This window comes from Neorhizobium sp. 2083 (genome assembly GCF_031455615.1).
Lineage (GTDB): Bacteria > Pseudomonadota > Alphaproteobacteria > Rhizobiales > Rhizobiaceae > Neorhizobium.
This window is the reverse complement of the sequence record NZ_JAVDTC010000011.1, coordinates 142,099-163,352: the sequence shown is the minus strand read 5'-3', so window position 1 is coordinate 163,352 and position 21,254 is coordinate 142,099. Positions and strand designations below refer to the sequence as shown.

Below are 21,254 nucleotides of genomic sequence, written 5' to 3'. Positions count from 1 at the left end.
GGGAGCGGGACAGAAGGCCACCAAGGCCTTCTGAAACGGATGATGCGGGATTAAAGGGGCTGTGTCAGAAATCCCGGGCGACCGACTCGCTCAGACGCTCGATTTCATCGATGATGAACAAGGCCGGGTCGTCCGCTGTGCCGGCCGCGATCATCTCGTAGACGGCAAGACGCTGGTCCTGGACATTTTTCGCATCCGGGGAAAGCCGCGACATATCCTGGTCCCGCGTTTCTTTCCACCGCCTGATCAGTTTCGGAAGCTTCATGACGTCATCATCGAAGGGTTCCACGGCGGAGTGTAGGTCAGCGCCACCTCGACACTCCGGACACCCGAGACCGACGCGGCACAGGCCTGGACTGCTTGCGTCAGAAAGGTCGAGGCGGGGCAGCCTCTTGTCGTGGTGGTCATCATTATGTGCATGTCGCCGGCCTGATCCGCCTCGATGAGGTAGATCAGGCCCATGTCCACGACGCTGCGGCCCATCTCCGGGTCGATGACCATGGAAAGCTGTTGCCTGACGCGCTCGGTCAGGTTGGCGTGGCCGGATGCGTCAGGCATTGGACGCCTCCTTGCCGATGCGGATCATGATCCGGTAGGCGCTGCCGTCCCGGTCGAAATTGCCGACCCATTGGTGGCCGCGGCGCGTCAATTCGGGGAACAGGAAGACCGGTTCGCGGGCAAGCACCGCGAAGATCACCTTGCCCGGGCTCAGTGCCTCGGTCTGCGCCAGAATTCGCTGCATCGGTTCCGGCGGATCGAGGTCGGAAAGGTCGAGCTGTACGGACGGTTCCGCCCACAGTTCAGGCGAGACCGCGTTTTCGGAGAGTGCGACCGCTTCTTCCTGGCGCGGCGTGAAGCGCACTTCGAAGTCCCCGCCCTCGAGTTCCAAGACGGCGTGATCGAAGCCCTTGGCATCCATGACGCGATAGAGCGGTTGCGGCTTGAAGGGCGCAAACAGCTTCAGCCCCTGGCCGGGCTGCAGCGCACCGACCGCCGTCATGATCGCTTCGAACGGCTCGCCGCCGTTTTTCAGAATGGGCCTGACGTCGAGTTCCTTGAATTCCTGGGTCATCGTGACCTCCCGTTGAAGCTTGGTAAGAAGAGCCGTCGTGCGGCGATGCCGGACGGAAGTCTGGTTGCGGCCGGAACCATGGCGAGGCGGCGGGCCTGGATGAACTCGAAGCCCAGCGCGCAGACGGCCGTGAGCTGGACGAGGGCAGCCCCCCTGACCATGTCCGGTCTGTCGAGGAACAAAGCGGCGGTCGCTGCGGCAGTGGCTCCGAAATAGAGCAGGAACCATGCGGATGCGCGCCGCTCGTTGACCAGGTCCTGGACGCGCGGGACTGGCGCCCGCCCGAGAACGGGACCGTAGAATTCCAGCCAGGTCATGAATGCCACGATCTTGTAGAGCTGCCCGAGGCCGAGCCCGGTCAGCCAGCCGAACGTGAAGAGATAGGCAATCGGCATCATCATTTCGGCCGGATTTCCGACCGCGATCGAGGCGGCGAAAAGAACGAAGCAGAAGACCAGCATGCCGATCGCAACGAGGCTCGCCATCACGTTCAGTTCCACGGATTTCCGTTTCCGTTCGCGGAAGATCGCGTGGACATCCGCCGCGTAGAGAAGAGCGGCAAGCCCGGAGAGGGCGATCGCCAGGTAAAGCGGCCAGTCCGCGGGCAGGCCGGCTCCATCGAGGACGATACTGCAGCCGACCGTGAGAAGAGCGGCAGCCAGCAGCCAGCCGATCGCCCGACTTGTTCCGCGCGTCCTTTCAGGCGACAGCAGGAACATGGTCAGGAGGCGGTAGCTGACGCCGATCGCGGTGACGGTCATCCATCCGTAAAGGCCGAGATAGGCATGTGCCCGCCCGGCCGAAAGCACCAGGCCGACGAGATGCGGATTGTCGGTAAGGCCCGAGAGGGGAAGGGTGAACAGCATCCCGAGCACGGCCGTGCCGATCATGGCCAAGCAGCCGAGTGCCACGAACTTTGCCGGCAGCGAGTACGGCCGGGCTGCTGCGAGCGTACCCGCGACCATCCAGCAGAGGCCTGTGAATGCCAGCGTCAGGAGGATGCCTCCGGCCGGGAGTGTCCATGTCCAGAAGGGCGCGATATCGGCCATCCCCAGGAACCCCGTCAGCAGCAGGAGCAACCCGATCACGGTCAGGAGCAGCGCGGGCAGGGCGAGATAGGGTGATCGCAGCTGCTGCGAGGCGATCACCGGCACGAACTGAAGCAGCGATCCGGCGAACAGGAGACCGAGCCAGCCGATCGCGATCAGATGAACGATCACCAGCGAGGCCGGATCCTCGATGGGAGCGGATGGATATCCGAAACCCGATGTCATCAAGGCCAGCCCGGCGACCAGGCAGACCAGCGCCGTCGCGAAATAGGACATTGTCCAGCGGGAAAGGGTGGCGCCGGGCATGGCTTTCGTCTTTCAGTGACCGCAGCAGCAGTCGCAGCCGGAACCCTGCGCCCGCTGGATTTCGACGCGCCAGACATCCGGGCCCTGTTCGAGATATTGCCAGTCGAACTGTTCCGGATACCGGCTCTCGATCTGGTAGTGCAGCGGACGAGGATCATGGTCGCTGGTGACATGCATGATGCCGCCCGGGATGAGGGACGTCAGCACGCCAAAAATCTTCGGGTGGCGTTCGGCGGGAGCGAGCGTCCTGACATCGATGGAAGGGATCTGAATATCCGACATGGTGTGTTCTGGGCCTTTCAAGCTGGGGCTGCGGCCTGGCCGATCCCTGCCGCCTTCCTGATTTAGCAGCGGCGCATCCGGGGAAATTTGCGTCGGGACAAATATTTTGCAAAAACGCGGCGCTGTCGTTGACTTTGCACAAAGAGGGGCCGGCGCCGGGCAGATAAATGCTTTCCGATGAAAACCGGAAAGGAGCCCGACATGTCCGCAGCGATAATCGAGAAATATGGCGATGCACGGCTGCCGCGCTACACGAGCTATCCTACGGCTCCGAACTTCAGCCCGGAGTTCGACGCCCTCGATTATCTGTCCTGGCTGAAGGCCTTGCCCGAGGGACAACCGACTTCGCTCTATATCCACATCCCCTTCTGTCGGTCGATGTGCTGGTATTGCGGCTGTCACACCACGATTACCGAGCGCGACCGGCCCATCCTCGACTATGTCGAGACATTGCACCGGGAGATCGAACTTCTGGCATCCGCTCGAGCCGACAGTTTCAGTGTCGGCGAAATCCATTTCGGCGGCGGCACGCCTACCATCATCAAGCCGGAGGAATTCATCGCGCTGATGGATGCGTTCCGCAGCCGTCTCGGCTTTGCGCCGGTCGTCAATGCGGCGGTCGAAATCGACCCGCGCACCTTGACCGGGGAGATGGCGGCTGCGCTCGGTCAGTCGGGCGTCACCCGCGCAAGCCTTGGCGTCCAGAGCTTCGACCCGAAGGTGCAGAAAGCGATCAACCGCATCCAGAGCGTCGAGACGACGATGGAGACGGTGGAACACCTCCGCCGCAACGACATCAACGCGATCAACTTCGACCTCATCTACGGGCTGCCGTTCCAGACGGTCAGGTCCTGCGTCGAGACCGTCGAAGCGGCCGTCCGCATGCGGCCGGATCGGCTCGCGGTCTTCGGTTATGCGCATATACCGAGCTTCAAGAAACACCAGCGGCTTATCGACGAGGCAGCGCTTCCCGATGCGCGGGAGCGCGCGCTCCAGGCATCCGCGATATCAGATGCCTTGGTGGCCGCGGGTTATGTGCGGATCGGCCTCGACCATTTCGCTCTCCCCGGCGACGACCTTGCCGTGGCGCAGACCGAAGGCCGGCTGCACCGGAATTTCCAGGGGTATACGACGGATGCGTGCGAGGCGCTGATCGGGCTCGGCGCGTCCTCGATCGGCAAGCTGCCGCAGGGCTATATACAGAACGAGGTTCCGCCAGGCCTCTATGCGACCCGGGTATCGAAAGGCGAACTGCCGGTTGCCAAGGGTTACCGCCTGACAGCGGAAGACCGTCTGCGCGGCGACGTGATCGAAAGGCTGATGTGCGATTTCGCGGTGGATATTGCCGCCCTTGCGGCGGCGCACGGCTTCGATGCCGACCTGCTGCTGCAGGGCAATGATCGGCTCGACGAACTGGAACGGGACGGGCTGATCGAGCGCCGAGGCGGGGATATTCGCGTCTCTGAGGATCACCGGTTCATCGTCCGGGCCGCAGCTTCGGCGTTCGATGCCTATCTGAACAAGACCGGCAGGTCGTTCAGCAAGGCGGCATAGGTTCTGAGCGGATAAATGGAGGTCCGGCGATCCGCCGAGCCGGACCTCCCGCGCGGCCGGGATCCCCTTATCCCGTCAGGCCGCGATAGATGGCGGGCAGAGCCGCCGGAAGTTTCGAGATGTCGGCCACGACCGCATAACCGTTGCGGCCGAACATCGTCGGCAGATAGGATTTCGCATCCTTGTCCACCGTCACGGCGAATACGTTGACGCCGAGGCGCTTCGCCTCCTGCACGGCGCGGCGGCTGTCCTCCATCGCGAAACGGCCCTCGTAGTGATCGATGTCGTTGGGCTTGCCGTCGGTCAGCACCAGAAGCAGGCGCGTCCGGTTGGGACGTTTCGCCAGATCCGCGGTGGCGTGCCGAAGTGCTGCGCCGAGGCGGGTGTAATATCCGGGCTTCAGGCCGGCGATGCGGTCTTCCACGGCTGGCGAAAGCTGCTCGTCGTATCCTTTCACCGTCTCGACCCGCACCCAGGAGCGGCGGCGGGAGGTGAAGGTGAGGATGGAGTGGTCCGTGCCGCAGGCGCTCAAGCCCTGCGAGAGGACGAGAAGCGCTTCCTTCTCGACATCCAGAACCCGCCGGTTGTCGATCCAGGCATCGGTGGAAAGCGAGACATCGACGAGGATTGTGACGGCGAGATCGGGCGTGCGCGGCCGGCTTGCGAGATGAATACGGTCGGTTGCCTGCCCGCCGGCCAGGAGATCGGTCCGGCGCCGGACGACAGCGTCGAGATCGAGTTCCACCCCATCCAGCTGCGATTTCAGCATTTCCTGGCGCGGCCGCAGGATCTCGAACTGCTTGCGCACCTTCCTGACCAGGGCCTTGGTGTCATCGGATGTTTCAAGGTGTTCCCCCGTCGCCGATGTCGGGACGGCGAGAACCCGGCAATGGCTCTTCAGATAGGTGGCCTTCCGGTAGTCCCATTCGGGATAGGTGAGTTCGGCGGCGATTTCCTTGAGGTCTACCATTTCCGGCGGAAGATCGAGGTCGAAGTGGAAACGGGAAGAGGGGCGTTCCCTCCGATGCCCGAGAACCATTTCGTCCAGGTCCTCGGCCGCCTTGCCGTCCTCCTCGGGCTTGTCGTCGGTCGGCCGGTCGACATTGACCATTTCCGTCATCGCCAGGATTTTCTCGAAGCGGTTGAGGATGAAGGGGCTCCGCTCGGAACGCGCCTCGTCCTCCCGCTGTCGCTCGGCGCTGAACCGCCTCTTGCCGGCCGCACCCTGCGGATCAGCGAGCGGGCTTTCCGAATCCTCCGCCGAGGAACGGCTTTCCTCCCGGGGGAGGAATTCCGGCCAGAGCGGCACGTCCATCATCGGCTGATAGCCGGGCGGGGCATGGCGGGGGAAGATGGCGCTCAGTGTGTCGTCCGGCAGGCCCGCGCCTGCCCGCAGAAGGCTGACGATCCTGCTTTCCAGCAGCCGTTCCACCGAGGGAAGCCGGCCGCGGTGACGCTCGGCAAGCACCGCCTGGCAGAGGCTCCGGTAGACGGATCGCAGGCCGGGAAATGCGGCAAGCGTCGCCTCCACATTGGAGATTGCCATATGCAGCCGCTCTCTATCCCTTGCGAGAGGATCCAGCGCGGTCGGCCTGGTCTCCGGCAGCGTGGCGATGGCTGCCGTCAGCCAGATGTAGAGGGCCCGGTTGAGGCCGAGGTCCGGAAAGAAGTCGATGACATCCGGAAGCATCGCGCGGGCGAAATCCCGACCCGACCGGGCAATCCGCTCCTCGCCCAACCCGACGAGCTGGCGAAGCTTCAGGCGATGTTTCGAGGTGCGCTGGTGGGCCGCCACGAGCTGGACCGCGTGATCGCCTCCGAAGCCGCGGAAGCAGGATGCGAGGACGGGTTTCATGTCGTCCAGCGCCACCGCCTGCTCGGGATAGCGCGGCAGGCTTCGTGTCTGGCCGACCAGGCGATGCCAGGCCTTGCCGACGGTTTCTTCCAGCTCGAGAAAATCCAGCATCAGAGCACCTCAGGCAACAATGGCATTCGCCACTTCGATCAGCGCGGCGCGCACGTCCGGATCGTCCGTCAGCGGCTCGATCATGGCAGCCCGTATCGCATGGCGCGGGGCAAGACCGCTTTCGATCAGGGAGGCGCAATAAACGAGCAGGCGTGTCGAAACGCCTTCCTCCAGGTCGTGACCTTTAAGGGCCCGCAGGCGGTGGGCAAGGGTGACCAGCGGCACGACATGCCGTTCGGAAAGACCGCTTTCGGCAGCAACGATCGCCACTTCCTGTTCCCGGGGAAGGAAATCGAACTCGATCGCCACGAAGCGCTGCTTGGTGGAAGGCTTCAGCGCCTTGAGGATGTTCTGATAGCCGGGATTATAGGAGACGACGAGCATGAACTCTTTTGGCGCCTCCAGCACCTCACCGGTTCTTTCGAGCGGCAGGATGCGGCGGTCGTCGGTCAGCGGGTGGATGACGACGGCGACATCCTTCCGCGCTTCGACGATTTCGTCCAGATAGCAGATGCCGCCGCCGCGCACCGACTTCGTCAGCGGGCCGTCCACCCAGATGGTCTCGCCGCCCTTCAGGAGGAAGCGGCCGGTGAGATCGGCGGCGGCCAGATCGTCATGGCAGGAGACGGTGGCGAGCGGCAGTTCGAGACGCTCCGCCATATGGGAGACGAAACGGGTCTTGCCGCAGCCGGTCGGACCTTTCAGGAGCAGCGGAAGCTGCCGCTTCCAGGCCATTTCGAACAGTTCGCATTCGTTGCTGGCGGGGATGTAGTGCGGAATCGCGGCTGCCTCGACGGGCTTTATCGGAGAAGCGATGGTCATCGGGATGTCCTTGGTCTCAAAGGATGGGGATCTTGAAGGGGTGGAAAGCGCGGCTCCGCCGGCGAGACGGAGCCGCGTCACGTCATTCGGCGGGCTGGACGCTCGTCGTGCCGGCGGGCTGCCGTTCACGGCCGGGGACGAACAGGGCCCAGAGGAACATCAGCGCCGAGATGAGCACGAAGACACCTGAGCCGAGCCGGATCCAGTAGAAGATCGCCAGCTGGTCCTGGACATCCATGTAGCCCTGGCCGAGGACGCGCTGCAGGTGAACCTGAAGGACGCCGGCAAAGGTCAGGGCGAAGGTCATGACGGACATGGCCGTGCACATGATCCAGAAGCTGACCATCGAAAGCCACTGGTTATAGGGGCTGCGGCCGCGAAGTTCCGGCACGGCATAGGCCATGACGGCGAGGTTCAGCATCACATAGGCGCCGAAGAAGGCGAGGTGGCCATGCGCTGCGGTGACCTGGGTGCCGTGGGTGTAATAGTTGACCGACGACAGCGTGTGCAGGAAGCCCCAGACCCCGGCGCCGAAGAAGGCCATGACCGAGCAGCCGATCGACCAGAGAAGGGCGGCGCGGTTCGGATGCTTGCGGCCGGCCTTCCAGGTCATCACGAAGGTGAAGATGACCATGGTGAAGAAGGGCGCCACTTCCAGCGTCGAGAAGAGCGAGCCGATCCACTGCCAGTAACCGGGAGCGCCGATCCAGTAGAAGTGGTGGCCGGTACCGAGAATGCCGGAGAAGAGGGCAAGGCCGACGATCACATAGAGCCATTTCTCGACCACTTCGCGGTCGATGCCGTTCAGCTTGATCATCAGGAAGGCGAGCACCGAGGCCATGATCAGTTCCCAGACGCCTTCGACCCACAGATGGACGACGTACCACCAGTACATCTTGTCGAGCGCGAGGTTGGCCGGGTTGTAGAAGGCGAACAGGAAGAAGATCGCCACGCCCCAGAGGCCGAAGATCAGGATGTTGGTGACGACCGTCTTGCGGCCCTTGAGCACGGTCAGCGTCACGTTGAACAGGAACATCAGCGCGACGACGACGATGCCGACCTTGATGACGAACGGCTGTTCGAGAAACTCGCGGCCTTCATGATAGTGGAACAGGTAACCGACCACGGCGATCGCCGCCGCGATGAGGAAAAGCCAGAACTGCACGACCGCGATCCTGGTGCTGAACAGCTCCGTTTCCGCCTCCTCTGGCAGGAGGTAATAGGTCGATCCCATGAAGCCCATCAGCAGCCAGACGATGAGCGCATTGGTGTGGATCATCCGCACGATGTTGAAGGGCAGGAGTTCGGACAGCGTGTTCGGCAGGACGTAGATCGTTCCTGCCAGAACACCGAACAGGACCTGGGCGATGAACAGGCCGAGCGCGCCGTAGAAATACAGCATCGCGACCTTCTGGGTTTGATATTTCATGTGTTTTTCCCTTCCCGTGAGATCAGCCGGCATCGTTCGGCGGCCAGTTCTGGGTCTTGATCCTGCTGGTCCATTCGAGGAAGTCGGCCAGATCGTCGAGTTCCTGTTCCGTCAGGTTGAACTGCGGCATCTGCCGCCTGCCCTCGATGCCGCTCGGCTGCGCGGCCATCCAGGCCTTCAGTGTCGAACGGGCGGTGTCCGGATCGGTATCGCCGCCCCAGCGCTTCCACACATTGCCGAGCTCGGGGGCGAAATAGGCGCCTTCCCCGAGGATCGTATGGCAGTTGATACAGGCGTTCTTTTCCCAGACGTGCTTGCCGCGCGCGACGGAATCGGTGAGCGTGGCCTCGTCGGTGGACGTGGTTCGCATGTAATAGTGACTGTGGGCGGTCAGCCCGAGAAAGATTAAGAAGAAGAACGCGGAGCCGCCGTAAAAGACGTTACGTGCCCCGGTCTTTGTGAGGCGTTCTGCCATCCTCATGTCCCCTTTGTGCGGATGCCTTGCGGGTTGCTGCGGGGCCGGTCGACATTAAGGCGACCAGACCCCCGGGGACTTCTATGAAGGGATTTTCGCCGGCCTTCTTTGCGATTTACCAAACAAAAAAGCGGTGCCGGAGAAGCCCGCCAGTTTTTGAAATGTAAGTATTTGCTTTCCAATCGGCGCGGGCGACCGTGGGCCAGGCTTGTGTTCAGGCAGGGAAAGGCGAGAGGAAGGCCGGGCCTAGAGAATGGCGGCCAGGACGACCTTGCCGAGCGAGAGGGCGGAGAAAAAGACCGGCCAGACCATCAGCGCCCTGGCGAGATTCGGCCGCATCCCCCGCAGGCCCATGAAGTCGAGCACGATGAGCCTTATCTTCGCAACGGCCATGACGAGGATGACGGCAAGTGCGACCGCCGGTATCACCTCGTGCTTCCATTGCGCGGCGATCAAAGCGCCGGCAATGCCGAGCATCATCACCCAGTTGGCGCTGCCGAAAAGTCTTGAATCGTCCATGGGAATGTCCTTTGCTCTAGCTCAGGTAGATCAGCGGGAACATCACCAGCCAGACGATGTCGATGACGTGCCAGATGGTTGTCAGCGTGACGATCGTCGAACGCTCGAGCCTGATTGCCGCCAACACGAAGAGAAGGCCGACGAAGGCGACATGGGCGAGGTGAAAGCCGGTGATGAGAAAGTAGAGTTCGAAAAAGGTCTGCAGGTTCTGATCGCCCGTCGCCGCCCATTCGGACCGGTATTCGGCGAATTTGAGGGCGACGAAGAGGAAACCCAGAAATGCGGCCCCGAGCAGGAAGAGGCGTTGCCGGCGAGGTTTTCCCTGGGAACCGACGGCCAGCGCCGCCAGCCAGCTGCTCGCCAGCAGCACGACAGTATTGAGCCCGGCCAGCCGCGGCGCGAGATGCAGCCTTGCGAGCGCAAAGCTTTCCGGATGCAGCATGGACATGACGACATAACCGGTCAGCAGGATACCGAAAGCCGCGAGTTCGCCCCAGACGAGCACCCAGAGAAGAAGGTCGCCGCCTTCATCCCTCTCCTCGGTCGTCGTGATTGCCGCCATTCCGAAACCTCCGGTATTGTTCCGCAAGGGAAGATGAAGGCAATACAGATCCGGCTCTTTGTCATATCGCAAAGAAACGGCCGATAGAGGGGTTAGGATGGCGGTAAACCAAGGATTTGCCATGTCTGATGCACAAGTCGGCCTGCTGATGGCCGCCCCGATCATTGTCATATTCGCCATCGCCCTGAAACGGATGGGCGTCCTGCAGGGTTACAGCTCGCTCGCCGCGGTGGTCTTTTCGGTCGCCATCGCGGGCGTTCTCTTCTGGCAACAGTAGCGGCCTTGCCATGGCGCAGTTTCTGCTGGCTTTCGGGGCCTTCATCGCCCTGCATTCCATCCCTGCAATCCCGAAGATCCGCGGCACGCTGATCGGGTGGACGGGGCATGGGAGCTATATTGCCGGTTATTCCGTCGTTTCCACGGCTGCCCTTGCCTGGCTTATCCTGTCCGCGCTGAGCCTCGACTATGTGGAAATCTGGCAACCCAGGCCATGGCAGGCCTGGCCAACCTTCGTGCTTTCGCCGATCGGGCTTTTCCTGGTTCTGGCAGGCCTCTTCAGCCGCAATCCCTTCTCGATCTCGTTCCGCAAGGGAGGCGAGGCGGATGCGATCGTGGCCGTCACGCGCCATCCGGTTCTCTGGGGTTTCCTCTGCTGGTCGGTCGGGCACATTCCTCCAAACGGAGATCTGCGTTCGCTGCTTCTGTTCGGCGGCTTCGCCGCCTTTTCCGCCGGTGGTTTCTTCATGCTCGAAAAGAGGGCGCGTCGGTCGCTGGGGTCGGCCTGGCCATCGGCCTCTTCGCGAACCTCCGTCATTCCATTCGCAGCGGTCATCAATGGTAAGGCAAAAATTACAATAGACGTGCCGATGGCTGCTGCCCTGCTTTGCACGGTGGCGTCACTGGTCTGGCTTCTCGGCGGCGGGCATGCGGCATTGGTGGGTGCGGACCCGCTTCTCTTTCTTGGCGGCTGATCGGCACTCGGGGGAAGCGCCGTAGTCCCTCAAGCTTGCCCATGGGCCGTATCGCGGGCACGTGCGACCCAGGCCGCCCCTTCGCGGGCATGGTGAAAACCGTTCGACAACGGAGCCGCCGGATAGATTTCGCGCAGCTGCATGATCGCCTCGTCCGCGTCCAGCGCGTCGTCGAGCACGGCGCGATAGAGCTTTGCGACCGCCACCATGTCGCAGTCCTGCGGCGACAGGCGGATCGCCGAGATGCCGCAGGCGGTGAGGCCGGCGAGTTCGCCCAGCAGGGCCTGGCAGGTGTGCGACACGGTTTGCACACCGTTGAGCGCGAGGAATGATTGCCGGTCGAGGGTCTTCACCGGCAGTCCGTCCGGGTCTTCGCCGCAGACGAACTGGCAATTGTCCTTGATCCTGCCCTTGGACCTCGCATGCGCGCATCGCGCGGAGGTGGCGAGCGGCATGCGGCCGAAGGCGAAGACCTCGAATGCGATGGCCGGCGCCTCGGCGACGATCTTCTCGACCGACGTGAAGGGCAATTCTGGCGGCAGGCAGATGCTGTTCGCTCCGCGTCCGGCAAGCAGCCTGGCCGTCGGCGCGTTATAGACATTGACCAGCGGACCGATGCTGTGGGGCCTGCCGTTCAGCAGGCCGAGGGCGGAGAGGTCGTTGGCCTCGATCAGGTGTTCGCTGTCGGCGACGAGCTCCCGGATCTGCCGGCTCTCCCGCTCCAGGGTGACGAGCGACAACGTCGAGAGGACCACGGTCTTGCCGGCGGCTTCCAGCCTCTCGATGACCTCGGCGATATGCGGCTCGATGAAATGCTGGCGCTTGGAACAGACGGTCTCGCCGATCACCACCCGATCGACCGGCGCCTCGTCGGCGATGCGGAAATGGAAATCGCGCCATTTGGGGCCGTCCCAGAGATAATAGACGGGTCCCATCGTCAGGGATGGGGAAGTGGTGCGGCTCATGCTCATCTCCAGCGCTTCTCATAGGCGCCCGACGTGGTCTTCTGGCCTTCGCTCAGGCCGCGCAGGCGCGCGAGCAGGGGCGCTCGCTGGGCGGGGCTCACCGACAGGGCCTTTTTCAGGGTCGAGACGACTTCGGCGACATAGGCCTTGCCGCGCTGGCGGCCTTCGATCTTCAGGGCGCTGACGCCCGCTGCCGAAAGTGCGTCGATCTCGCCCATCACATCGAGGGAAACCGGGTCCTCGAACGCGTAGGCGGGGCTGTCGGCAATGTCGAAACGGCCCTTGCACAGCGTGGGATAGCCCGCCGCTTCGCCGGCAGGAAAGCGGTTGATCGTATAGTTTCCGAGTTCGGAAACCAGTTCCTTGCCCTCCTGGCGGTAGCGCACATGGCTTGCCGGCGAGCAGACGCCGTTCATGTTCGGCGACTTCCCCGTCGCGTAGGAGGAGAGGGAGCAGCGGCCTTCTGCCATGACGCAGAGCCCGCCGAACACAAAAACCTCGATCTCGCAGCGGATCTTTGGCGCGATACGGGCGATGTCGGCAATGGTGAGCGTTCGCGGCAGGACGACGCGCCTGGCATGGAAGGCGTCGACGAGGAAGTTGATCGCATCGACATTCGAGGCGGAAGCCTGGACCGAGACATGCAGGCGCTGCTCGGGATAACGCTCGGCCACATGCGCCATCAGGCCGAAATCCGCGAGGATCAGCGCATCGGCCCTGAGGGCGACGGCGTCCGCGGCGGCGCGATACCAGATTTCCTCGTCGCCGGCGCGCATGAAGGTGTTGAGGGCGACGAAGGTCTGGGTGCCATGCCGGCGGGCGTAGGCAATGGCGTCCCGCAGTTCGTCGCGGCTGAAATTGAGGCCGGGAAAATTGCGGGCGTTGGTTTCGTCGCGGAAGCCGCAATAGACGGCGTCGGCGCCTGCATCGACGGCCTCGCGAAAGGCGGCCGGCGTTCCGGCGGGGCAGATCAGTTCCATGAAGAGGTCTCGTTGTTCAATGCACGGCGCCGGACGTCTTGCGCCATCCGTCCGAAGAGGGGCGCAAGAGGACCGGCGAGCTTCGACAGGTCGCGCGGGAGATCGATGTCGGCGCCATCGAGCGCATTGCGCATCGCCAGCATCGCCTCCATGTCGCCGGTGACGGAAAGGTCGCGGGAGAAGAACAGCGCATCCGCATCGCAGCGGCCTTCGAGCAGCGCAAGCAGCAGAAAGAGCGGCCCCTCGACGGAAGCATCGGCGAGGTCCTGCGTTGCCGGTTTGCGCATCACGCGGATGGATGGCCCTGCCGGCTCCACGATGAAGGCAAGCGGCAGGTCGCTCGGAAGAAAAGCAAAGCGCTTCGCCCTGTATTCGCCCAGCCGCTCGAACAGGTCCGGATGTTCCTTCAGGACCCGCGTGAACAGCAATCCCGTCGCTCGTTCGATCGCCGCCAGCGGCATGTAGTTCAGGGGGACGGCGAGCAAGCGGGGAAATTCCATATTCATGCATCCTGGCAATATGCGGATGCAGGCTATCGGCTGCGGGGATTACCGTGTTTGACCTGGCGCAAAGAGGATGACGGTTCTTTCGAGAGAACCGGCAGGGCTGACCGAAGGACGCCCGTGGGCGGCCGCGTCGGCGTCAGGAGCCGCCGGATCGGCCTCTCCCGCGAACGAAGGTCACGGTTTCGTTCTGAACCTCGCCTTCGCCGTTCAGGACGGCGCGCCACAGGCGGTTTCCGAGACGAACGCTCAGGCGGGACGTTCCGATATCCTCGGCTTCGCCCCGCTCGACCGTGCTCGTCACGAGACCTTGGCGAATTCTCAGCCGGAAATCGTCGCGGGAAAGCCCAAACCGGGCGGCGATCTCGCCGGATTCCAGGATAAAGTCGCCGTTCGGGTCACATTCGATATGCATCGCTCCTCCTCAGATCGACGATGTCGCGGCGAGGTTCGCCGCTTCCTCCACGTTCTACGATACCGGTTGAAATCTCGGAAACAGCACTTCGTTTTCGAGATGCATATGGACGACGAGGTCATCGGTGAATTTGCGCAGCCCCGTATAAAGCGCCGTCCACGATCTGCAGGCGTCGTCGGGCAGGGTAAGGCCGCGCGTCACATGCTCGATCGTCTGCAGATGCTGCGCCTCATCCTCGTGTTCGTTTCGCATTTCGGCGATCGGATGGGCAATCATGGCGCTGCCTCCGCGTCGCATCATCGGAAAGAGCATCTGCTCCTCCTTGATCATGTGGTCTTCGAGTTCGTCGCGGACCTGTGCCAATATCTCGGAAAGTCCGATCGGAGCGGAGGGGTGGCTGGCGTGTACGCGCTCGACTTTCCGGGCGAGAGGAATGAGCCAGTCCAGTTCCTCGCGATGGGCGGCGTGATATCTGGTGAGAATGTGCGCGATCAACGCCAATGTTTCCTGCGGCGCATCCCGTCCCGATGCCTGTTCGAGGGCCTTGAGATCGGCGATCAGCGCGGCCGGCGCGAGGCCTGCCTGCTCTGCGGCCATGGAGAGCGGTATATCGCCGCCGCAGCAGAAGCTGATGCTGTGCCGGCGGAAAAGTTCTGCGGCTCCCGGCAGTTCCGTGGCGATCGCTGCGACCGTCGTGTCCGGGGCAATGTCAGTCATGATGTACTCCTCGTCGATGATGGTTTCGGGATTGGTTTGGCGTCGGCGATTGGCCGGCGGGCAGCTTCGGCTCGGTGCTCCGCAAATGATGTGTCATGACGAGCCCTCGCCGAGGCCGAGCGAGGCCCATATCCGGTCGACCTTTTCGATGATCTCGGGAGACATTTCGAGAACCCGCCCCCATTCCCGGGTCGTCTCGGAACCGATCTTGGTCGTAGCGTCCAGCCCGAGCTTGCCGCCGAGGCCCGATTGCGGAGAGGCGAAGTCGAGGTAGTCGATCGGCGTATTGTCGACGACCATGAGGTCGCGGCTGGCATCGAAGCGAGTGGAAACCGCCCACATGACATCCGGCCAGTTTCGGACATCGATGTCGGGATCCACGACGATGATCAGCTTGGTGTAGCTGAACTGCGGCAGCATCGACCAGAGACCCATCATGATCCGCCGGGCATGGCCCGGATAGCGCTTGTCGATCGAAACCACCATGGTCCGATAGGAACAGGCTTCAGGCGGCAGCCAGAGATCGCGGATCTCGGGGAACTGGCGCCTGACCAGCGGGATAAAGAGCTCGTTCATGGCTTCGCCGAGCCGCGACGGTTCATCGGGAGGGCGGCCTGTGTAGGTGGAAAGATAAAGCGGATTGCGGCGCATGGTGATCGCCGAAAGCGAAAGCACCGGGAAACGCTCGACGGCGTTGTAATAACCGGTGTGGTCGCCGTAGGGACCTTCCTCGGCCGTCTCGGTGGCGGAAACCGTGCCCTCGAGGACGATCTCCGCCTCTGCGGGAACCGGCAGCGGCACCGAAAATCCGGGCGCGACCTGCTGACGCCTGCCTTTCAGCACGCCGGCGAAATTCAATTCGCTGATCGCGTCCGGCAGCGGCATGACGGCGGCGAGGATCGTCGCCGGATCGGCGCCGATGACGACCGCCACCGGCATGTCGCGCCCGAGCGCCTGCCACATCCTGTGGTGTCTGGCACCGCCGCGATGGGCGAGCCAGCGCATGATCAGGCGGTCCTTGCCGAGTTTCTGCATCCGGTAGACGCCGACATTGACATCCGTCGGATCGTCCGGCGCCTGCGTGATCACCAGCGGCCAGGTGACGAGGGGGGCGGGCTCATCGGGCCAGCAGGACTGGATCGGCAGCCGGTCGAGATCGAGATCAGCGCCTTGCCAGACGATCTCCTGGCATGGCGCGTTCGAGACTGGACGGGGGTTCAGCGCGAGCGCCGCCTTCAGCTGCGGAAGCTTCCGCCATGCATCGCGCATCGATTTCGGCGGCCGCGGCTCGCGCAATTCGCCGAGGAAATCGGCAAGGCCGGAAATGCCGCCGGCTGCGAGCCCCAGGCCCCACTCGATCCTCTCGCGGGTTCCGAACAGATTGGCGAGAAGCGGTATTGCGAGCGTATTGCCGCGGGCATCGACCGGTTTTTCGAAGAGCAGAGCCGGTCCTTCCTCCAGAAGCACCCGGCGGTGGATCTCGGTGATCTCGTGAACCAGCGAGACGGGCTGCGATATCCGCTTCAGCCGGCCCCTGCTTTCCAGCAGGGCGGCAAAATCCTCAAGATTGGCGTAGCGGCGGGGAATCGGGACATCTGCTTTCATCCCCCCAGATTGATGGGAAAGAGACGGCTGTCTTTGCGCTCGCGCAAACGGCCTGACGCCGCCCGGGTCCCTCAGAGCCTCTGGCCGGTTGCCTTGTCGAAGAGATGGACCCGTTTCTCGTCGATCGAGACGCCCACCGTGTCGCCGAAGCGGATGTCGATGCGCTCGCGGAAAAGGCATGAGAGTTGCTCGCCGCCGCAATCGAGCTTGGCAAAGATTTCCGAGCCGGTGCCTTCGACGATGGTCGCTCGGCCCTGGATGCCCTGGTCGCTGGCGCGGATGTGCTCCGGCCTGATGCCGTATACGAGCGGACGGCCGCCCGCGCTGGCGGGGGAAAGGTCCGCCGGGAGCGGCAGGATCAGCCCCTTGTCGGTGCGGAAAACGCCTTCTTCGATCCTGCCGTCCAAAAAGTTCATGGCCGGCGATCCGATGAAACCGGCAACGAAGAGGTTGGCCGGCCGGTCGTAGAGTTCCAGCGGGGCGCCGACCTGCTCGATATTGCCGTCGTGCAAGACGACGATCTTGTCGGCCATGGTCATCGCCTCGATCTGGTCGTGTGTCACGTAGATGGTCGTCGTGCCGATGCGCTGGTGCATGGCCTTGATCTCGCTGCGCATCACCACGCGCAGCTTGGCGTCGAGGTTCGACAGCGGCTCGTCGAAGAGAAACACCTGGGGATTGCGGACGATCGCCCTGCCCATGGCGACGCGCTGGCGCTGGCCGCCGGAAAGCTGGCGAGGGTAGCGGTCGAGCAGGTTTTCCAGGCCGAGGATCGCAGCCGCCTTCTTCACCCGTTCCGCGGTATCGGCGGGATCAGCCTTCTTGAGCTTCAGCGCGAAGCCCATGTTGTCCTCCACCGTCATATGCGGATAGAGCGCGTAATTCTGGAAAACCATGGCGATGTCGCGGTCGCGGGCCGGCAGGTTGCTGACCTCGCGTGCGCCGATGAGGATCTCGCCGCCGCTGACCTCTTCGAGGCCGGCGACCATGCGCAGCAGCGTGGACTTGCCGCAGCCCGAGGGGCCGACGAGAACCACGAATTCGCCGTCGGCGATATCGACGCTGAGGTTCTCGATGACGTTGACCGCGCCGAAGCGCTTCTGGATGTTCTGGAGAGTGACGGTTGCCATGAAATTCAATCCTGTTTGTCTTTGCGCCGGCGCATGGCGTTGTCCCGAAACCGGCTTCCACTTTCGGGCGCCATGCGATGTTCAGCCGCCCTTGACCGCGCCGGCCGTCAGGCCCGCGACGATCTGCTTCTGGGCGAACATGGTGAGTACCAGCACGGGGAGGGTGACGATCAGCGCAGCGGCGGCGAGCGGCCCCCAGCTGACCTGTTCGAAGGAAAGCATGTTGTAGACGGCGACCGGCAGCGTTCGCGTGGTGCGGCTGGCGAGCACGATGCCGAAAACGAAGTTGTTCCAGGAGAAGATCAGCGCCAGGATGAAGGCGACCACGATGCCGGGCTTGGCGATCGGCAAGGCCACGAGGCGGAACACCTGCCAGGGCGTGGCGCCGTCGATGCTGGCGGCCTCCTCGAGTTCCATCGGCGTCGTTTCGAAATACCCGATCATGATCCACACGACGATCGGCACGGTGACGACGAGATGGATGATGATCTGCGGCCACAGCGTGCCGAGCAGGTTCAGCCACTGGAACAGCAGGAAGAGCGGAATGAGGAAGGAGAGGCCGGGTGTCATGCGGGCGATCATGATGACGATCGCCGCCTTCTCGGCCTTCAGCCGGGCGATGCCGTAGCCGGCCGGCACGCCGATGATCAGCGCCAGCAGGGTGGCCGCGCCGGTGACCAGCACTGAGTTCCAGAAATAAAGGAAGAAGTTGTTCTCCTTGAACACCTGCACATAGTTCGCCCAGGCAAAGTTTTCCGGAATGAGGATCGGCGGGTAGGCGCCGTTGTCGATCTCGTATTTGAGCGACAGCGAGATCATCCAGAGGAAGAACAGCACGACCGGCGACACCATGACGAGGGCCGCGAACAGAAGGCCGACGCGATCGAGCGTCCTGCGTTTGATAAACGGGCGTTTGAGGGGGGTGCGTTCCATCAGCGCGTCTCCATGTCCGACCAGTTCGCCCGTGCGCGCACCATCATCAGAGCGAAGGAGAGCGCGACGATGATGACGAAGAAGACGACCGCCATCGCCGAGCCGTAGCCGATGTCGTAATAGGAGAAGGCGGTGTTGTAGAGGTAGATGTTGATCGTCTCGGACGCCGTGCCCGGCCCGCCCTGCGTCATCGCGTAGATGATGTCGAAGCTCTTGATCGCGTCGATCGAGCGGATGATGACGCCGATCATCAGGAAAGGCGCGATCATCGGAAGCGTCAGGTAGCGGAATTTCTGCCAGGCGTTGGCGCCGTCGATCTCGGCGCTTTCATAGGGTTCGCGCGGGAGGGCGGCGAGGCCGCCGAGCACGATCAGCATGATCAGCGGCGTCCATTGCCAGGTCTCGACGAGGACCAGCGAGGGGATGACGCTGTAGCGGTTATAGATCCATTCCTGCGGGCCGATGCCGACCAGCGACAGGAGATAGTTGAGCACGCCGAGCTGCGGGTGGAACATCATGGTCCAGACGAGGGCGATGGCGACCGGGGTCGCCATCATCGGCATGACGAAGACGCCGCGCAGGAAACCCCTCCCCGGGAACTGTGCATCGAAAATCAGGGCTGCGAGCGTACCGAGAAACAGCGGCGCCACGACCGCCAGCACCGTGAAGATCAGCGTGTGCCAGAGCGATTCCCAGAAGCGGAAATCGGTCGCCAGCCGGATGTAGTTGTCCAATCCGGCAAAGGTCTGTTCCTGTCCCAGCGTCCAGCTGTTCACGCTCATCCAGAGGGTGAAAACCCACGGGAAGACGATGACCGCGCCGATGACGATCAGGGCCGGAACAACGAAAGGCCAGTAGTTGGGAGCAAGCCGGCTCGGCTTGCTCCCCTTGTTACCGGTTTCCGTCCGTGCTGTTTCGATGCTCACGGAGGCCATTATCCCTCGCTCTTGGCAAGGACCGGTTCGAACTGCGCCGTTGCGGTCTTCAGTTCCGTCGCAGGGTCGGCGCCGCCGATCATGTTGGTCAGGCCGACGCCGTAGATGTCGCGGAATTCCGTGACCGGAATGATGACCGGCAGCGCGAGCTGCGAGACCTTGCCGGACGCGGCGACCGCATCCACCCAGGCGCCCGGCATCGTGACACCCTTGCGGACTTCCGCATCGGCGAGGATCGACTGGCGGAAGGGAACGCCGGCACCGGCCTGCAGCAAGCGTGCGCCCATCTCCTTGGAGATGACCCACTGGCAGAACAGATAGGCCGCTTCCTTTTTCTGGCTGGCCGCGGTGACGGCGATGCCGTCGCCGGTGGTGGCGGCTGCCTGCGCCTTCGGTCCCTTCGGCATGACGCCGTAGCCGACCTTACCGACCACGCGGGACTTGGTCGGGTCTTCGAGCGGCGGGGCGAAGCCGACGCCATCCAGCCACATGCCGACCTTGCCCTGCAGGAAGGCCGACTGGGATTCCGCCCAGTTGAAGCCGGAAATGCCGGCCGGTGCCGACTTGGTCATCAGGCGCTGGTAGAGCTTGGCAGCTTCGACGGCCTCGTCGGAGGTCGTGCGCAGCTTGCCATCCGGACCGAGCGGCGTCGCGCCGTAACCGAGCATGAGCGTCGTCCAGACCGGAACGTTGGCGTTCTTCAGGCCGCGGGCGACGAAACCGTAGGTATTGGTGCTCTTGTCGGTCAGCGCTTCGGCTGCCGCCGCCATCTCATCGAAGGTCTTCGGGTAGGCGAGGCCCTTCTTCTCGAAGAGTTCCTTGTTCCAGTAGACGATCCAGTAATCGACCGAGAAGGGCAGGGAGCGCAGCTTGCCGTCCTTGTCCTTGGCAAAGGTGAGGCCGGCCTCGGCGAAATCACTTTCCGTCAGCGACGGGTCGGTGAGCGACGGATCCTTCAGGAAGCCGCTGATATCGGCAAGCCAGCCGCCCTTTTCGAACTGGCGCTTCTGGACGTGGTAGCTCAGATGGATGACGTCGAAGCTCGGCTTGCCGGACGAGAGCTCGATCGTCGCCTTCTGGCGTTGCTGCTGTTCCGGGGTAGCTTCGGCATTGACCTTGATGCCGGTCAGGGCCTCGAACTCGGCCAGGTACTTGATGATGGTGTCGCCGCGCGGGCTCTTGACGAGGTTCACTTCCAGCGTCGTGCCGTTGAAGCGCTTCCAGTCGACGGCCGCCGACGCCGGGCGCGAACCGACCAGTCCGGCTGCGCCGAGCGCGGCCGAGCCGGCCAGGAAGCCGCGGCGGGTGGGATTCCAGAACGAAGATGACATGCTATTCCTCCTCCTATTGTGCCGGATACCCTTGTCTCCGGCTGCTTTTTCTAAAGTCTGATCGCGCGATCCCTCGCGTGATTGATATGGGCGATGAGTGCCGCGACCGCTTCCTCCACGGAGCGCCGCTCGATCGCTTCGAGCACTTTCAGATGCTCGCTCATGACGGGGCCGACCCGGCCGTCGATGCGGAACCGCTCCTGCCTGATCAGCCGCATCTTGATGGAATTGACCCGGTAGACGTTCGAGATGATCGTGTTGCCGAGCGCGTCGATGAAGGCGTCGTGCATGCCCCAGTCGACGGCCTGCGCGCGCAGTTCCAGCTCCCGGCTGTCATTGCCGCCCTGGATCGCCTCGGCGATCTCGCGATGCTCCCTCAGCAGTTTCCCGACCGTCTCTTCGGAAGCCGTATGCACGAAGAGCGCGACGGCCTCCTTTTCGAGAAAAAGCCGAAGCTGGAAGGCCTCACGGATGAGGTTCAGGTCGATATGGGCGATCTGCAGGCCGCGTTGCGGTACGGTCTTGATCAGCCCCTCGGCCTCCAGCCTCGGAACGAGTTCACGGATGGCGCCGAGCGTCAGGCCGGTCAGTTCCACCAGCCGGCGCTGCGAGACGAACTGGCCCGGGCGAACGTCACGGGCCAGAAGATGGCGCGTGAAGCTCTCGTAAGCCTTCTCCCTCAGCGTCGACGGCTCCTCGACCGGACTTTCCGTGGGGCGCGCCTGATCCATGA

At 63.2% G+C, this 21,254-nt stretch carries 25 protein-coding genes; 3 read left to right on the top strand and 22 right to left on the bottom strand.

The genetic code is table 11. The features are described from left to right. Positions 1-64: 64 nt before the first annotated feature. The 5 genes from J2X76_RS29425 to J2X76_RS29405 are packed head-to-tail and all read right to left on the bottom strand — an operon-like array spanning position 65 to position 2,709. The gene (locus J2X76_RS29425) at positions 65-265 is read right to left on the bottom strand and encodes a hypothetical protein (protein ID WP_310221144.1); all 201 of its coding nucleotides are present in this window, start codon (positions 263-265) and stop codon (positions 65-67) included. Then, a complete protein-coding gene (locus J2X76_RS29420) occupies positions 262-558 on the bottom strand; it encodes a metal-sulfur cluster assembly factor (protein WP_310221142.1) in 297 nt (98 codons plus the stop codon). The genes J2X76_RS29425 and J2X76_RS29420 overlap by 4 nt, the downstream gene beginning before the upstream one ends. Next, positions 551-1,072, bottom strand: a complete 522-nt coding sequence (locus J2X76_RS29415; RefSeq protein ID WP_310221140.1) for a DUF2249 domain-containing protein — start codon at positions 1,070-1,072, stop codon at positions 551-553. The genes J2X76_RS29420 and J2X76_RS29415 overlap by 8 nt, the downstream gene beginning before the upstream one ends. Beyond that, complete coding sequence (locus tag J2X76_RS29410) at positions 1,069-2,427, bottom strand: hypothetical protein (protein WP_310221138.1); 1,359 nt, start codon at positions 2,425-2,427, stop codon at positions 1,069-1,071. Before J2X76_RS29410 ends, J2X76_RS29415 begins: the two co-directional genes overlap by 4 nt. A 12-nt stretch (positions 2,428-2,439) precedes the next feature. Next, positions 2,440-2,709 (bottom strand): DUF2249 domain-containing protein, encoded by a 270-nt coding sequence (locus J2X76_RS29405; protein WP_113131024.1) that lies wholly within the window; start codon positions 2,707-2,709, stop codon positions 2,440-2,442. A 201-nt stretch (positions 2,710-2,910) separates the two neighbouring features. Here J2X76_RS29405 and hemN point away from each other — a divergent pair, with 201 nt between their 5' ends. Next, positions 2,911-4,263: an oxygen-independent coproporphyrinogen III oxidase gene (hemN, locus tag J2X76_RS29400; RefSeq protein WP_310221135.1), complete on the top strand. Its 1,353-nt coding sequence runs from the start codon at positions 2,911-2,913 to the stop codon at positions 4,261-4,263. Between the two features lie 67 nt (positions 4,264-4,330). On the opposite strand, the gene J2X76_RS29395 is transcribed toward hemN, so the two are convergent. The 6 genes from J2X76_RS29395 to J2X76_RS29370 all read right to left on the bottom strand — a co-directional run bounded on the left by J2X76_RS29395 (position 4,331) and on the right by J2X76_RS29370 (position 10,036). Further along, entirely contained in the window at positions 4,331-6,229 is a 1,899-nt protein-coding gene (locus J2X76_RS29395) for a VWA domain-containing protein (RefSeq protein WP_310221134.1), read from the bottom strand. A 9-nt stretch (positions 6,230-6,238) separates the two neighbouring features. Continuing rightward, complete coding sequence (locus J2X76_RS29390; protein WP_405030121.1) at positions 6,239-7,051, bottom strand: CbbQ/NirQ/NorQ/GpvN family protein; 813 nt, start codon at positions 7,049-7,051, stop codon at positions 6,239-6,241. Positions 7,052-7,133: 82 nt separating this feature from the next. Continuing rightward, on the bottom strand, positions 7,134-8,480 hold the full coding sequence (locus tag J2X76_RS29385) for a cbb3-type cytochrome c oxidase subunit I (RefSeq protein WP_310221132.1): 1,347 nt from the start codon (positions 8,478-8,480) through the stop codon (positions 7,134-7,136). 22 nt (positions 8,481-8,502) lie between these two features. Then, the gene (locus J2X76_RS29380) at positions 8,503-8,955 is read right to left on the bottom strand and encodes a cytochrome c (RefSeq protein WP_113131020.1); all 453 of its coding nucleotides are present in this window, start codon (positions 8,953-8,955) and stop codon (positions 8,503-8,505) included. A 246-nt stretch (positions 8,956-9,201) separates the two neighbouring features. After that, positions 9,202-9,474 (bottom strand): cytochrome C oxidase subunit IV family protein, encoded by a 273-nt coding sequence (locus J2X76_RS29375; RefSeq protein WP_113131019.1) that lies wholly within the window; start codon positions 9,472-9,474, stop codon positions 9,202-9,204. Positions 9,475-9,490: 16 nt separating this feature from the next. Beyond that, positions 9,491-10,036 (bottom strand): cytochrome c oxidase subunit 3, encoded by a 546-nt coding sequence (locus J2X76_RS29370; protein WP_310221129.1) that lies wholly within the window; start codon positions 10,034-10,036, stop codon positions 9,491-9,493. Positions 10,037-10,157: 121 nt separating this feature from the next. Between J2X76_RS29370 and J2X76_RS29365 the strand changes: the two genes are divergently transcribed. Further along, entirely contained in the window at positions 10,158-10,313 is a 156-nt protein-coding gene (locus J2X76_RS29365) for a hypothetical protein (RefSeq protein WP_167551678.1), read from the top strand. 10 nt (positions 10,314-10,323) lie between these two features. Further along, positions 10,324-11,007 (top strand): NnrU family protein, encoded by a 684-nt coding sequence (locus J2X76_RS29360; RefSeq protein ID WP_310221126.1) that lies wholly within the window; start codon positions 10,324-10,326, stop codon positions 11,005-11,007. A 29-nt stretch (positions 11,008-11,036) separates the two neighbouring features. Here J2X76_RS29360 and J2X76_RS29355 read toward each other — a convergent pair whose 3' ends face one another. From J2X76_RS29355 to J2X76_RS29305, 11 genes are all read right to left on the bottom strand, one after another. Further along, positions 11,037-11,972, bottom strand: a complete 936-nt coding sequence (locus tag J2X76_RS29355) for a U32 family peptidase (protein ID WP_310221124.1) — start codon at positions 11,970-11,972, stop codon at positions 11,037-11,039. 2 nt (positions 11,973-11,974) lie between these two features. Beyond that, positions 11,975-12,952: a peptidase U32 family protein gene (locus J2X76_RS29350; protein ID WP_113131015.1), complete on the bottom strand. Its 978-nt coding sequence runs from the start codon at positions 12,950-12,952 to the stop codon at positions 11,975-11,977. Beyond that, a complete protein-coding gene (locus tag J2X76_RS29345; protein ID WP_113285524.1) occupies positions 12,943-13,452 on the bottom strand; it encodes an SCP2 domain-containing protein in 510 nt (169 codons plus the stop codon). Before J2X76_RS29345 ends, J2X76_RS29350 begins: the two co-directional genes overlap by 10 nt. Before the next feature lie 142 nt (positions 13,453-13,594). Next, complete coding sequence (locus J2X76_RS29340) at positions 13,595-13,870, bottom strand: DUF6522 family protein (protein ID WP_113131013.1); 276 nt, start codon at positions 13,868-13,870, stop codon at positions 13,595-13,597. A 54-nt stretch (positions 13,871-13,924) separates the two neighbouring features. Next, the gene (gene ric / locus J2X76_RS29335) at positions 13,925-14,587 is read right to left on the bottom strand and encodes an iron-sulfur cluster repair di-iron protein (RefSeq protein ID WP_310221121.1); all 663 of its coding nucleotides are present in this window, start codon (positions 14,585-14,587) and stop codon (positions 13,925-13,927) included. 93 nt (positions 14,588-14,680) lie between these two features. Next, complete coding sequence (locus tag J2X76_RS29330; protein ID WP_310221119.1) at positions 14,681-16,192, bottom strand: UbiD family decarboxylase; 1,512 nt, start codon at positions 16,190-16,192, stop codon at positions 14,681-14,683. Positions 16,193-16,263: 71 nt separating this feature from the next. Next, complete coding sequence (locus J2X76_RS29325) at positions 16,264-17,322, bottom strand: sn-glycerol-3-phosphate ABC transporter ATP-binding protein UgpC (RefSeq protein WP_310221117.1); 1,059 nt, start codon at positions 17,320-17,322, stop codon at positions 16,264-16,266. An 81-nt stretch (positions 17,323-17,403) separates the two neighbouring features. Then, on the bottom strand, positions 17,404-18,225 hold the full coding sequence (locus tag J2X76_RS29320) for a carbohydrate ABC transporter permease (protein WP_310221184.1): 822 nt from the start codon (positions 18,223-18,225) through the stop codon (positions 17,404-17,406). A gap of 29 nt (positions 18,226-18,254) precedes the next feature. Continuing rightward, complete coding sequence (locus tag J2X76_RS29315; RefSeq protein WP_113131009.1) at positions 18,255-19,190, bottom strand: carbohydrate ABC transporter permease; 936 nt, start codon at positions 19,188-19,190, stop codon at positions 18,255-18,257. Continuing rightward, entirely contained in the window at positions 19,190-20,521 is a 1,332-nt protein-coding gene (locus J2X76_RS29310) for a sugar ABC transporter substrate-binding protein (protein WP_310221115.1), read from the bottom strand. Before J2X76_RS29310 ends, J2X76_RS29315 begins: the two co-directional genes overlap by 1 nt. 50 nt (positions 20,522-20,571) lie before the next feature. Next, positions 20,572-21,252: a GntR family transcriptional regulator gene (locus tag J2X76_RS29305; protein ID WP_113285517.1), complete on the bottom strand. Its 681-nt coding sequence runs from the start codon at positions 21,250-21,252 to the stop codon at positions 20,572-20,574. Positions 21,253-21,254 lie beyond the last annotated feature (2 nt).